Origin of the sequence: Levilactobacillus cerevisiae, from assembly GCF_003946245.1 — a bacterium.
GTDB classification, from domain to species: Bacteria; Bacillota; Bacilli; order Lactobacillales; family Lactobacillaceae; genus Levilactobacillus; species Levilactobacillus cerevisiae.
The window spans coordinates 1-13155 of record NZ_RHNN01000042.1; the positions used below are offsets into that span (position 1 = coordinate 1).

Annotated in this window: 15 protein-coding genes and 1 pseudogene; 2 read left to right on the plus strand and 14 right to left on the minus strand. The window is 41.2% G+C overall.

The window, feature by feature from the left end; translation table 11 throughout:
• Window positions 1–153: 153 nt before the first annotated feature.
• The 13 genes from fabI to fabZ form a co-directional block, all read right to left on the minus strand.
• On the minus strand, window positions 154–912 hold the full coding sequence (gene fabI / locus EKM99_RS14595; RefSeq protein ID WP_056973839.1) for an enoyl-ACP reductase FabI: 759 nt from the start codon (window positions 910–912) through the stop codon (window positions 154–156).
• Between the two features lie 28 nt (window positions 913–940).
• Window positions 941–1711: a carboxyltransferase subunit alpha gene (gene accA / locus EKM99_RS14600; protein WP_125584106.1), complete on the minus strand. Its 771-nt coding sequence runs from the start codon at window positions 1709–1711 to the stop codon at window positions 941–943.
• Window positions 1704–2546, minus strand: a complete 843-nt coding sequence (locus EKM99_RS14605) for an acetyl-CoA carboxylase carboxyltransferase subunit beta (RefSeq protein WP_056973843.1) — start codon at window positions 2544–2546, stop codon at window positions 1704–1706. The genes accA and EKM99_RS14605 overlap by 8 nt, the downstream gene beginning before the upstream one ends.
• Complete coding sequence (locus tag EKM99_RS14610; RefSeq protein ID WP_125584107.1) at window positions 2527–3906, minus strand: acetyl-CoA carboxylase biotin carboxylase subunit; 1380 nt, start codon at window positions 3904–3906, stop codon at window positions 2527–2529. The genes EKM99_RS14605 and EKM99_RS14610 overlap by 20 nt, the downstream gene beginning before the upstream one ends.
• A 72-nt stretch (window positions 3907–3978) precedes the next feature.
• The gene (locus EKM99_RS14615; RefSeq protein ID WP_056973850.1) at window positions 3979–4395 is read right to left on the minus strand and encodes a 3-hydroxyacyl-ACP dehydratase FabZ family protein; all 417 of its coding nucleotides are present in this window, start codon (window positions 4393–4395) and stop codon (window positions 3979–3981) included.
• Window positions 4396–4401: 6 nt separating this feature from the next.
• Window positions 4402–4878 carry an acetyl-CoA carboxylase biotin carboxyl carrier protein gene (gene accB, locus EKM99_RS14620; RefSeq protein ID WP_056973865.1) on the minus strand — a complete coding sequence of 159 codons (477 nt, stop codon included), beginning with the start codon at window positions 4876–4878 and terminating at the stop codon, window positions 4402–4404.
• Between the two features lie 4 nt (window positions 4879–4882).
• Complete coding sequence (gene fabF, locus EKM99_RS14625) at window positions 4883–6112, minus strand: beta-ketoacyl-ACP synthase II (RefSeq protein ID WP_057877457.1); 1230 nt, start codon at window positions 6110–6112, stop codon at window positions 4883–4885.
• A 20-nt stretch (window positions 6113–6132) separates the two neighbouring features.
• Window positions 6133–6864, minus strand: coding sequence for a 3-oxoacyl-[acyl-carrier-protein] reductase (gene fabG, locus EKM99_RS14630; RefSeq protein WP_056973854.1), 732 nt, complete (start codon window positions 6862–6864; stop codon window positions 6133–6135).
• Entirely contained in the window at window positions 6864–7778 is a 915-nt protein-coding gene (locus EKM99_RS14635; RefSeq protein WP_056986344.1) for an ACP S-malonyltransferase, read from the minus strand. Before EKM99_RS14635 ends, fabG begins: the two co-directional genes overlap by 1 nt.
• 9 nt (window positions 7779–7787) lie before the next feature.
• A complete protein-coding gene (locus tag EKM99_RS14640; RefSeq protein WP_056973867.1) occupies window positions 7788–8027 on the minus strand; it encodes an acyl carrier protein in 240 nt (79 codons plus the stop codon).
• A gap of 67 nt (window positions 8028–8094) precedes the next feature.
• A complete protein-coding gene (locus EKM99_RS14645) occupies window positions 8095–9078 on the minus strand; it encodes a beta-ketoacyl-ACP synthase III (protein WP_056973858.1) in 984 nt (327 codons plus the stop codon).
• Window positions 9075–9542: a MarR family winged helix-turn-helix transcriptional regulator gene (locus EKM99_RS14650; protein ID WP_125584108.1), complete on the minus strand. Its 468-nt coding sequence runs from the start codon at window positions 9540–9542 to the stop codon at window positions 9075–9077. Before EKM99_RS14650 ends, EKM99_RS14645 begins: the two co-directional genes overlap by 4 nt.
• Window positions 9543–9570: 28 nt before the next feature.
• Window positions 9571–10017, minus strand: a complete 447-nt coding sequence (fabZ, locus tag EKM99_RS14655; RefSeq protein WP_056973862.1) for a 3-hydroxyacyl-ACP dehydratase FabZ — start codon at window positions 10015–10017, stop codon at window positions 9571–9573.
• Between the two features lie 328 nt (window positions 10018–10345).
• Here fabZ and EKM99_RS14660 point away from each other — a divergent pair, with 328 nt between their 5' ends.
• A complete protein-coding gene (locus EKM99_RS14660) occupies window positions 10346–11704 on the plus strand; it encodes an IS4 family transposase (RefSeq protein WP_056973869.1) in 1359 nt (452 codons plus the stop codon).
• A 69-nt stretch (window positions 11705–11773) separates the two neighbouring features.
• Here EKM99_RS14660 and mobQ read toward each other — a convergent pair.
• Window positions 11774–12592 (minus strand): annotated as a pseudogene (mobQ, locus tag EKM99_RS14665) (MobQ family relaxase); the annotation flags it as partial.
• A 270-nt stretch (window positions 12593–12862) separates the two neighbouring features.
• On the opposite strand from mobQ, the gene EKM99_RS14670 reads away from it, so the two are divergent.
• Window positions 12863–13072, plus strand: a complete 210-nt coding sequence (locus EKM99_RS14670) for a hypothetical protein (RefSeq protein WP_125584109.1) — start codon at window positions 12863–12865, stop codon at window positions 13070–13072.
• Window positions 13073–13155: the final 83 nt, after the last annotated feature.

A 13155-nucleotide genomic window follows, 5' to 3' on the forward strand; every position in this document is an offset into this window, starting at 1 on the left:
ATGAGTAAACAAAAAGCACATTCACCGAAGTGAATGTGCCGTTCAAAATCTCCACCAATACGATTTGACAGAGACCCATCTAATATTCAAAACCAGAATATTAGATGGGCTGGCTTATATTCTGGGATCTAACCGCTGATTTGATCACTCTCTTTAAATAAGATGCACACCCTTATCAACGTAAACCACGTCGCCGGTCATTCCAGTTGCCAGATCACTCATCAAAAAGGCAGCCACATTTCCGATTTCGGTTGTTGTAACGCTCTTTTGATCAACGGTTCTCGACTCCGATTCCTTTAACAATTCACCATGATGCTTAATGCCGGTAACTGCTAATGTCTTAACCGCACCCGCAGAAATTGCGTTTACTCGAATCCCATTCACCCCTAAATCTGAAGCTAAATAGCGAACGTTGGCTTCCAAGGCCGCTTTGGCAACACCCATCATATTGTAATTTGGAATGGCCCGAGTTGAACCAAAATAAGTCAAAGTTACAATACTTGAAGGGTCATTTAGGATTGGTTGTGCATAACGACTCACTGCAATCAATGAGTAGGCACTAATGTTTTGAGCCAAATCGTATCCTTCACGAGTAGTATGTACCAGCCCAGACGTCAATGTCTCACGGTCAGCATAAGCGATTGCATGAATCACACCATCAATTTTGCCATACTTATTACCAATCTCTTCGAATGCATTTTTAATGTTGTCATCATCAGCAACGTCACATTCTACTAATTCTGAATCTTCAGGAACAAATCGTTGTAAGCTCTTCTTAATTCGATCATTTTGATAAGTTAAAATAACCTTAGCGCCTTGATCAATAATTGCCTGGGTACATCCCCAAGCAATACTGCGTTTATTTGCGACCCCCATGATCACAATTGTTTTTCCATCTAAAAAGCCACTCATTTAATTCGGCCTCCAAATAATTTTTCTTTTAAAAATTCCGGTAACGTTGCTCACGTTGGCGTAATAACTCGTCAATCGGTAAATTAGCCAGTTCATTAAACTGATTTGCCAGAAAGTCACGTAGTGGGCCTAAATTCTCACCAGAGTGGTATTCATGAATAATCTGATCAATAATACCATTTTCTTGTAACCATTCTGATGTTAAATTTAAGGCTTCAGCTGCTTGCTGGACCTTTGATGAATCCTTCCACATGATGCTGGCATAGCCTTCAGGTGACAAAACGGAATAAATACTATCTTCAAACATAAATACTTTGTCGCCACAGGCAAGCGCAATCGCGCCACCACTACCACCCTCACCAACAATGATACTAATGTACGGTACCTTTAGTTGCATGCCCACTTGTAAGCACTTGGCAATTGCAGAACCAATACCGTGATATTCAGCATCCACATCCGGCCAAGCGCCAGGCGTATTCACCAGCGCCAAAATCGGTCGATGGAATTTTTCCGCCTGTTGCATTAATCGAAGCGCTTTACGATAGCCTTCCGGTTCAGGGCTACCGAAATGACGCTTGATATTTTCTTCCGTATCAGCACCCTTACGAATCCCAACCACCGTAATCGGTACATCCTTTAACAATCCAATGCCACCGATTACTGCTTGATCATCGCCATCAGACCGATCTCCATGGAGTTCAAAAAAATCAGTTGTCAAACCACGAATGAGTTCATCCGTTGAAATTTTATGACTGTCACGGGCTGCCTGAACACGTTGATAAGCTGTTTTTTTAGCCATGACTAGCCTCCCTCTGATGCAGTCGCAAAAATTGAGAGATTGTCTGCTTTAAATTGGTCCGCGGAACAATCGCATCGATAAAGCCGTGATCCAAAACAGTTTCAGCCCTTTGAAAATTCTTGGGTGGCTGCTTCATAATTGTTTGTTCAATGACTCGGCGACCAGCAAATCCAACCAAAGCATGAGATTCGGCTAAAATAATGTCGCCCTGCATTGCAAAACTGGCAGTAACGCCACCAGTCGTTGGATCACAAAGAACCACCAGATAAAACAGTCCGGCTTTGCTGTGAGCCTCAACAGCCTGGGACACCTTTGCCATTTGCATCAGTGACTTGATCCCTTCCTGCATCCTCGCACCACCAGAAGCCGTAAACATGACAACCGGCAACTTTTCAGTGGTTGCTTTTTCGAACAATCGAACAATTTTTTCACCAGTGGCACTGCCAAGACTACCCATGATAAAGAATGGGTCCATAATTCCGGCCGCCACTTTTTGATGATCCAGTGACCCGATTCCAGTCAAGACACTTTCCTTAATTCCGGTTACCTTTTTTGCTTTTGCAATTTTACCCCGATACTTCTTATCGTCATATTGGTCGGGAACCGTTACGTCTGCATCCATTTCGTCAAAGGTATCAAACGTAATCTTAGCCCGCCTGCGAGCCGTAATTCGAAAACCAAATCCACAATTAGGGCAGGTTCGCTGCTTGCCCATTCTCATCGAAAAAAACGTTGTATGGCAAATTGGGCATTCTTTCATTAAGTTATCGGGGATTTTATCCATTCGCTTTTTTAATTCATCACGACTGGGCATTTTAAACCGACTTTGCAGCATTTAATCCCCTCCTACCAGCAAGAACATCATTTTCAATAAAACTAGTTGAGTAGGTTCCCTGTTTAAATCGATCAGATGTAACTAACTCATATAAAAAGGCTTGATTGGTTATGACACCCGTAATTTCAAGCTCACTTAACACCCGTTTCATCTTCGCAATGACCGCATTCCGGTCATTTAAATGAACGATTAATTTAGCGATCATTGAATCATAAAAAGGTGAAATAAAACTGCCGTTGGTCACACCAGCATCAATTCGGACACTCAATGACCCATCAGGGAAAAATAAATGGGTAATTTTCCCGGGTTGAGGAGCAAAGTTGTTTTCGGGGTCTTCGGCATTTAATCGACACTCCAAAGCATGTCCCTTAACAGTCGCATCTGCTTGAACAAAGGGTAATACTTCATTAGCAGCAACGGCTAACTGACCCTTTACCAGCTCAATGCCGGTAACTTCTTCGGTAATCGTATGTTCAACCTGAAGACGAGTATTCATTTCCATAAAGTAAAAATGGTGATCGTGATCCATCAAAAATTCGTAGGTCCCAGTATTTGTATAACCAAGTTTAAGCGTTGCCTTGGCAACAATTTCACCTAATTCCTGACGTTCTTCAGGAGAAATCAAAATACATGGACTTTCTTCAATTACCTTTTGATGATTTCGTTGCAGAGAACAGTCACGTTCCGGTAAATAGACAACGTGGCCAAAATTATCCGCAATCACCTGCATTTCAACATGTTTGGCATCTCGGATTAGTTTTTCAACATACATACTATCATCACCAAATGATGCCTTGGCCTCACGTTGGCACTGCTCGAATGAATCACGAAGCTCTTCTGGCCGATCAACCTCACGGATACCTTTACCACCACCACCGGCAGCGGATTTCAATAAAACTGGGAAACCAATTTTTTCAGCAATCCGTTCAGCTTGATCAACTGAAGTGACATCACCCTCGCTACCAGGGATCACCGGAACGCCCGCGGACTTCATTGCCTCTCTGGCGTTAGCCTTGTCACCCATCAGTGAAATCAATTGATGGCTAGGACCAATGAATTGAATATGACAAGACTCACACATTTCCGCAAACTCAGCATTCTCAGAGAGAAAACCGTACCCGGGATGAATGGCTTCACAACCAGTTAAAGTTGCGGCACTCATAATTTGGGCCATATTTAAATAAGAATCACTCGGCTGGGCACCGCCAATACAGATCGCCTCATCAGCTAAATGAACAAACAAGCTCTCCTTATCAGCACTGGAATAAACAGCAACTGCTTCAATATTCATGTCATGAAGTGCTCTGATAATTTGCACAGCAATTTCGCCACGATTTGCCACTAATACTTTTTTAAACATATGCTCACCTTCTTGTACTTAAAAACGTTTTGGAACGCCATTTGGATTCATTCCCGAAATGAGCCAGGTTTCTCATTCCACCGCAAATATCAGGTCGGCCTCACAAATCACTTGACCGTCTCGAATAATCGATCCGTGACCTAATCCAATGTTCATTTTGAGCTTTTTCATTTCCACTTCAAAGATTAACCGGTCGCCTGGTCGAAAATCATCTTGAAAAGTGGCGTTTTTTATGCCGCCAAAAAACACATTTTTCCCTTGATATTTTGGTAATGACAGAATGGCAGCAACCCCAGTCTGAGCCATTGCCTCAATCATAATTGGCCGTGGGACAACTAACCGGTTAACCGGCTGGTTGGCAAAGAACCATTCATTAATGGAAATCAGTTTCACCGATCTTGCCTTAACACCTGCTTGAACATCCAAAAAGCGGTCAATCATTTCAAAAGGATAGCGTTGGGGAATCACATCATTTACGTTGGGTGTCATTATTATCTATCCCTTCTTAACTTGAAACAGTGGTTGATCATACTCAACCATACTGCCATCCTCAACCAAGATATTTGAAATTGTTCCTGAAACATCACTCTTAACTTCATTGATCATCTTCATTGCTTCAATAACGCAGACAACGTCCCCTTTTTCAACTTTATCGCCCTGCTTTTTAAAGGCAGGCTTATCGGGACTTGGCGCGAAATAGATAACACCTACCAGCGGTGCTTTAATTTCGGCGACATCAGCTGCCGAATTAACAGCTGGCGTTGTTGATTCATTCTGTGATTGTTTTGACGTCGGTTTAGGTGCGCTAACAGTGTCATTAGGTGTTGTTAATGTTGGCTCACCTACAACAACTTGGTCACCAGCCTCACGTTTACTCAATGCCAATTTAAAATCATCCTGCGTTAACTCAAAGTTTTTGAGTGATGATTTATCAAACTTATCTAATAACCGTTCAATTTCCTTCTCGTCCATAACTTTAATCACATCCCTTAAATGCAATTACAGCGTTGTGTCCTCCAAATCCAAATGAGTTACTGATTGCATAGTTAACAGTTGTTTTCTTATTGGTGTCATCAACTAAATCAACATCACATTCTTCATCTTGGTTAACAACACCCACATTTACCGGCATTTGGTTTCTTTGAATTGCGCCGATTGTTGCAACAGCCTCAATCGCACCGGCTGCGCCCAATGCGTGGCCAGTCATCCCTTTGGTACTGCTTACCTTAACATGATCATTCTTTGAGAAGACCACATTGATTGCCTTGGATTCAGCGCTGTCATTGGCATGAGTACTTGTTCCGTGCGCGTTAATATAGTCAACATCAGTGGCATCAATTTCAGCCTCGTCAATGGCCATTTGCATTGCCCGTTTAGCGCCGGTTCCCTCTGGATCAGGCGCTGTCATATGGTAAGCATCACTAGTCGTTCCATAACCAACAATCTCAGCAAGGATCTTAGCGCCACGTGCTTTGGCATGGTCATAACTTTCCAAGACCAGGGTTCCAGAACCTTCACCCATTACAAAACCATTTCGGTCTTTATCAAACGGAATTGACGCTTTCATTGGATCTTCGGTCTTCGATAATGCCGTAATTGCAGCAAATCCTGAAATACCAATTTCATTTACTGAAGCTTCAGTTCCGCCTGCAATCATTGCCTCAGCTTTTCCTTCTTTAATATATTCAAAGGCATTGCCAATTGCATTAGTCCCTGACGAACAGGCAGTCACAATAGCTTGACTGGTGTTACGGGCCTTGAAGGCAATTGAAATATCACCGGCAGCCATATTAACAATGGAATTAGGCACAAAGAGAGGTGATACCCGCTTAGGTCCTTTGTCGTGCATCTTGATGACTTGCTCTTGAATGGTCGTCAAACCACCAATTCCTGAACCATAAATGACGCCTAGTTCCTCTGGTTTGATATTGTCTTCATTCAAGCCAGCCATTTCCATCGCTTCGTGAGCACTATATAGCGCGTAATTGACAAACAGATCATTTCGCTTTGCGGTTTTTCGGTCCAAGCGCTTCATTGCGTCAAAGTCCTTGACTTCACCGGCAACAGAAATTCCAGTTGCTTCTGCATCAAATTTGGTAATCTTATTAATGCCAACCTTCGAATTTAATAAGTTGGTCAGAAAACTATCAACATCATTTCCGAGTGGGGTAACGGCACCCATTCCAGTAACAACGACTCTGTTCATGAATTTTTCTCCTTTAGCAATTAAATTGTTAATCCACCATCAATTGTGATGACTTGACCTGTTAAATAATCATTATGCACCAAGAACGAAACTGCGTCGGCAATTTCTTCCGGTCGGCCAAATCGTTTCAACGGAATTTGATCAGTGAATTCTTTTTGACGACGTTCGCTCATTTTTCCAGTCATATCGGTTTCAATCATTCCCGGAGCAACAGCATTACAACGAATATTACGTAAAGCCCCTTCACGAGCGGCTGTTTTTGTCAAACCGACTAGTCCAGCTTTACTAGCGGAATAATTAGCCTGCCCAATATTACCATGCAAGCCTGAAATACTGGAAATGTTGACAATGACACCAGAACGACTCTTTTGCATTGACTTCATTGCAAACTTGGTCATGTTAAACGCGCCAATTAAATTTGTGTCAATAACTGCTTTAAAATCCGACAGCTTAGTGCGGCTCAATAATTTGTCGCGGTTAATGCCCGCATTGTTTACTAAAACATCAATTTGACCATATTTTTCCAGCAAACTGTCAATCATTGCTTGGGCATCATCTTCGTTGGCCACGTCGCCAACCAAATTATCAAAAGTAACTCCCTGATCACTTAATTGCTGCTTCACATCATCATCTAAAGCATGGTGCGTATTTAAAACAACTGTCATACCATCTTTTGAAAGCCTTTTGGCAATCGCTAATCCGATCCCCTTTGCGGCACCGGTTACTAATGCAATTTGTTTTGCTTCACTCATTATTTCACCAACTTTACATTTGATCTGACATCATTCAATGTCTTAACACTATCAATATGTAGTGTGTCAACAGTTGATAACGATTTTGCAAACTTCATCAACGTATCACCCGGACCGATTTCAATCATCGTATCACTGCCCAAATTGACTAAGGCTTTGAGGCAATCAATGAAATGGGTCGGATTAACCAACTGATCAACCAGCGTCTGTTTCATATTGGCAACATCAAATTGGGTCATTGTTGTATTACTAATAACAGGAAACTTAAACTCATGAAAGTCAACAGTTTGAATTCGATCAGCTAATAAATCACTTGCTTCTTGCATAAACGGAGTATGAGAAGCAACCGTCATTTTTAACGGAACAACCCGCTTAATCCCATGTTCATGAAGATAAGTGGTTGCTGCGTCCAAACCGGCCTGTGTACCCCCGATAACAATCTGCGAATCGGTATTAAAATTAGCTGGGTAAATATCACCTGCTTGAGCACCAACCCGGCAGGCTTCACGGACTAAATCAGCGTTTGCCTTAAGAACAGCTGCCATTTTACCCGGATGATCTTTTCCTGCTTTATCCATATAGCGAGAACGATCACGAACCAGCTTTAGCGCATCAGCAAACTGAACACCACGAGCAGCTATAATTGCACTATATTCGCCAAGGCTCAATCCAGCAGCGCCCACTGGTGATCCGAATTCTTTTTCAAGAATCCGAAAAATACCGGTACTCATTGCGACAATGGCGACCTGGACATTATTGGGATCATCCATAACCTCTGATTTACTCAAATCCATATTAAGTGCAGCAGAAGCTTCCTCAATGGTTTGACGATAAATTACCTCTTGTTGGTAAAGGTCCTGCCCCATCTCGGGAAATTGTTTTCCCTGACCGCTAAATAAATAACTTAATCTCAAAGTATCAACCTACTTAGTTTGTTGTTTAAGAACGTAATCTACCAAACCACCAACAGTTTCCATACCTTCGTCAGTTTCAATTTCGATATCATAAGTATCTTCAATTTTGGCAACAACTTCGAAGATATCCAAACTGTCAATATAAAGATCATTCTTGAAATTAGTGTCTTCTTTAATTTTGTCTGCATCAACATCCAATTGGTCCACGATAATATCCTTTACCTTGTTAAATACTTCTTCTTTAGTCATCATTAATTTCCTCCAATATAGTTGTTTGTTTTTAATTTGATTAATTAATTTTCTATGAGCAATATCGTTAATAAGTCAGTAACATGGTTCCAACTGTTAAGCCACCACCGAAGCCACTTAACGCAATTGTATCGCCACGTTTGATAATGTTGTGTTTTACTAGCTGATCCAACAAGATCGGTTCGCTGGCAGCTGCGGTATTCCCAAATTCACCGATGTTAACCGGAAATTTGGTCATTGGCAGCTCGAGTTCATCCGCAATCCGCTCGACAATTCGAACGTTCGCTTGATGAAGGACATAGTGGTCAACATCTGTCGGTGCTAATTTAGCCACCGATAATGCATGGTTAACCGAATCGGGAACATTCTTAACCGCGAATTGATAAACACGCCGACCATTCATCTTAAAGAACGGCTTGAATGGTTGATGATCTGATGAAAATGGTGATGGCTGACCAGTCTTACCAGCCGTTAAATAGCCACCAAGACTGCCAAGGGTTGTCATACTATCTGCAAGATATGACCCATCAGCAGTTGTCTCGTTCGTAACCAAAACCCCACCGGCACCATCACCAAACAAAACGGCAGTGGATCGATCAGACCAATCCAAAAGCTTACTTAACGTTTCACCACCAATTAAAATGGCATTCTTTTTATGATCTGCCATCAGCATTTGCCGAATTAGCTTCAATCCATAAACAAACCCTGAGCAGGCTGCATCAATATCAAACGCCATCGCCTTAGTAGCACCAATGTTTCCTTGCACAGTTGCACTGGTAGAAGGTGTTAAATAATCAGGTGACATGGTTGCAACAACGATCAAATCAATATCGTCAGGCTGCAGTTCGCTTTGAGCAAGTAATTGCTGAGCAACGCTGGTACAAAGTGAGCTTGTAGTTTCAGTAACGGCAATATGCCGACGCTTAATTCCCGTTCGCTTAACGATCCACTCATCAGAGGTGTCCATCATCGTTGAAAGTTCATGATTATCAACAACTCGCTCAGGCACTTGACTCGCCGTAGCTACTATTTTGAAATCTTCAAATTTCATTTTGATGAAACCTCGTCAATAAATTTCTCAACGTTAACCAATGCCTGCCGCATCTTTCGAATATTGGATCCGTCAAATCCCTTTAAGCAACTTTCAACCAACTGGCGATGGAACGCATAGTGGGCACGATAAAGCAATCTGCCCTTACTCGTCAGCCCAAGGTTGATAATCCGACGGTCCTGTTGGTTAATCATTCGAATGATGTAGCCTTTTTTCTCAAGGTTATTAAGATTGGCAGTTAACGTCCCTTTACTTAACTTCAAAACACGTGATACTTCTGAAGTTGTTTTCCGATCATGAAGGCCAATTGTATGAATAAGATGCAATTCTTTTGCAGTGATGTCCTTAAATCGACTCTTTCGAATTTCACTCTCTTCAATTCGCATTATCTGATCATAAATATCTATCAAAGCCTCACTTATGAAATTGTAATCATCTTTAATTTCATCACTCGTCGAATTCATTCATTAAATCTCCTCATTCACTCTCGGTCTAAATCTTTTTATCTGGATTTGGAACAATGAACGTTAAGTCGGCGGAACAAGCCACTTTGTCTTCAACTTTGGCAGCGCATTTAACTTTACCCATGTTGTCACGCTGTTTTTCCATTTCAACATGTAGCTTCAAAACATCACCCGGACGAACAACTTTTCTGAATTTGGCATTATCAATGGCACCAAGGTAAGCTGTCTTGCCACGATATTTTTCCGTCTTGAGAATTAAAATCGAAGCTGCTTGAGCAAGCGACTCGATAATTAATACGCCGGGCATAACTGGATTTCCAGGAAAATGGCCTTGGAAAAATTCCTCGTTAATTGTGACGTTTTTGGTACAAACGATCGATTCACCCGGATTTAATTCATCGACTTTATCCATAAACAAAATTGGATATCGATTGGGAATTAGATCCATAATTTTAGCTGCATCTAATACACTCATTGCTTTCTTCCTTTCGGTTGCAAAACTGATCAAGTATCACGCCAGATTAATTCGACTTTCGAACTAAATTGTCAAAAAAATTTGGTTGATTTCACTTCATCCATGTCCAAATTTTGAACATCTCACATCATAACCTAAAATAGTTTGAAATTCAAACTATTTTGGTTAATGGCGTAATAACCGATAAAACTAAGAACTGAAACTTGAAAGCTAATAATCACGCCAAAGGCGTGTGGTTATTGGCTTTTTTGGCAAAAAAATAAACGCAAGCTCTCCTGCGTTGTATACTTTAGTCGACCAAAACCAAGATACAAAGGAGACTTACGTCATGAATATTATAAGACAAAAAAATACAGAAAACGAGCTTCACAATATTGTTCATCAATTTACTTCCCTCATTGGTCTATCTAAACTCACCAAGTTGGTGAATTATCGCCGGCATTCAGAAATCAGCTTGATGAAGGTCATTGAATGGCTGCTCACGACAAAGTTCCTGGGACGCTCGCTTTATCGAGCCCATGAAACACCTAACTTTACCAGTCGCACCGTCAGAAATAATTTGAACGATGGCCGGATCAATTGGCAACGCTTGATTTGTCAAGTTGGGAGTCATTTAATCAAGCATTTACGACCGTTTATTGACCGCCGGCGGCGGTTAGCATTGATCATTGACGATACACTCTTTTCCCGTGAGTACGCCACCCAAACCGAATTACTAGCGCGAGTCTTTGACCATGACAAACAGTTATATATTAAGGGATACCGGGCTTTAACTTTGGGTTGGAGTGACGCCAATACATTCTTACCGATCAACTTTGCATTAATGTCTTCCAAGAAGCCACAAAACGTCCTTGGAAAATCAGCTAAAACAACCGATCAACGAACAATTGCTGGCCGGAGACGTCGCCAAGCACAGCAAAAAATGAACCTCGTTTCATTGCAACTTGTCAAGCAAGCCCTCGCAAATGGCGTTCTAGCTGACTATGTGTTATTTGATAGCTGGTATAGCTCACCAAAAATGTTCTATGAATTAACCAAGTTGGGATTAAACGGCGTGGGCATGCTTAAACGGTCCAGCAAAATTTACTATCAATATCGCGGACGGCAATATTCAGTTAAAGCATTATACAAGCGACTGCAGGCCTCAAAATATCAACCCAAGCAAGCTTATCAATACAGCTGCTTTGTCGAAGCGCACGTCGGGAACCAAAAATTCAAGCTTCGCTTGGTATTTGTGGCTAATCGGGCCCGTCAAGATGACTACCTAGTACTGGCAACGACTCAGTTAGGCCTTCAGCCACAAGAGATCATTCAACTATACGCCCGAAGATGGCAAATTGAGAATTACTTTAAAGTTGCCAAGCAATACTTGCGGCTCGACAAATCACAAGTTCAAAATTATGACGGGCTTTGTGGGCATTTAGCAATTGTCATGATGACTTATGACCTATTAGCTTGGCAGGAACGGCAAAATCAGGATGATCGCACCATTGGGGATTTATTCTTTATAATGAACGAAGCCATGCCAGATATTGAGTTGTCTCAAGCACTGGTATGGCTTCTAAATTCGTTAAAAACGATTATTAATCATGAAGTTTATGCAAGAAGAGCCCAAATTATTCAGATGATGAATCAGTTCTTCACATTTTTGCCGAAACGGTTAGTTTCGCTGTTAACAGCAAGCTAAATGGTTAAATTAATTAAAATATGCCCTGTGATACCAAGGGATCAGTCTGTCTTCATACTTTCAAGTTTAAGTTAGGCTATCTAAATGACCTCTATTAATTACTTTTTCTTGGTTGTTTTTATAGCCAGCTTTGGACTTACGATAATTCTTAACTTGTTGGTTAAATTCTTTTCTTTCATGCCGCTTACTATTGATTCCCTCATGTTGAGTTGGTGTATCATCTATTCCCTCCTCGATAAATGATTTTTCGCTGATCCGATCGGGAATATTTTTTTGCTCTAAAACTTGATTTACACTAACCGCCCAATTGTGCCGCCATTGATTGATTTTTTCTTTTTTATCCCAATCAACCAACCAAATTTTTCGGTTTCTCACATTCCCTGCAGGGGTCTTAGTTTTATTACCATGACTATCTAAAATGTATTCGGTTTTTGTTTTCTGTCCCCAAGTACCATCGGGGTTAAATGGGCGATTGGTTAACATCACATGAGCGTGCGGATTATCTGGGTGGTCGCGATGAATTGCCACGTCGGCTACCATGCCCTCATCAACAAAATTTTCTTGCACATATTTTGTCAGTAATTCTTTCTGTTCGGATTCACTTAATTCTACCGGTAAAGCCACGTTAAACTCTTTTGCATACCGTGAGTTTGATTTACGATCTTTCTTTTCAACTTCATTCCACAACTGCTCTCGATCACTGGCCAATTCTGGTGCATTTTTGGGGGTTAAAATAAAGCTTTCTGGCATAACCGAGCGGGCATAAAAATAGCGGCGACCTTCCTTATCATCAAATAGCTTTTCACCACTTCGATAAGCGGCACTGGCAATCGCACTTCGTCCTTTACCAGCACTAATATTACTAAAGCTCATGTGAAAAATTGCCATGTCGGTCACCACCTTTCTTTGGGTTTATGGGTTTGACTTTGTTGTCGCCATCGGCGACTTCTGATACGAAGATTTAGCACGATTTACCCCACAATAATTTAGTGGGGTGTAAGTGCGCATTGACCTCGTTTAACTCGGTCTGCTGATTCTCCTGAATTTACTTTTAGTGTATGCCTTCCGCTTCGCTATTTCAAATTTTATACTTTGACTTAACATTCTCTGTATGATATAGTGTCGGTGATTATTTTTAATATGATTGGAGGGATCGTTATGTCTCAAAGCAACTTAGAAAAACAAGAAGCTAAATTAAAACAGCTTAATCAAAAGATTAAAGCTGAAAAAATTAAGATTGAACAACGGCTAGGTAAACAAATTATCAGTCAAGCCAATTTAGATTATGCTAATTTATCTAATGACAATATCAAGTCCTTATCCAAAAAAGTATCCAAGTTTTTAAAGGAAAAGTCCGTAGATCATTAGTCATAGGAGATGGGGAAATTCCATGTCTAATCAATATGAAAAACTAGTCGAGCAGCAAGCGCGTTTAAAACAAAAAATTGAGC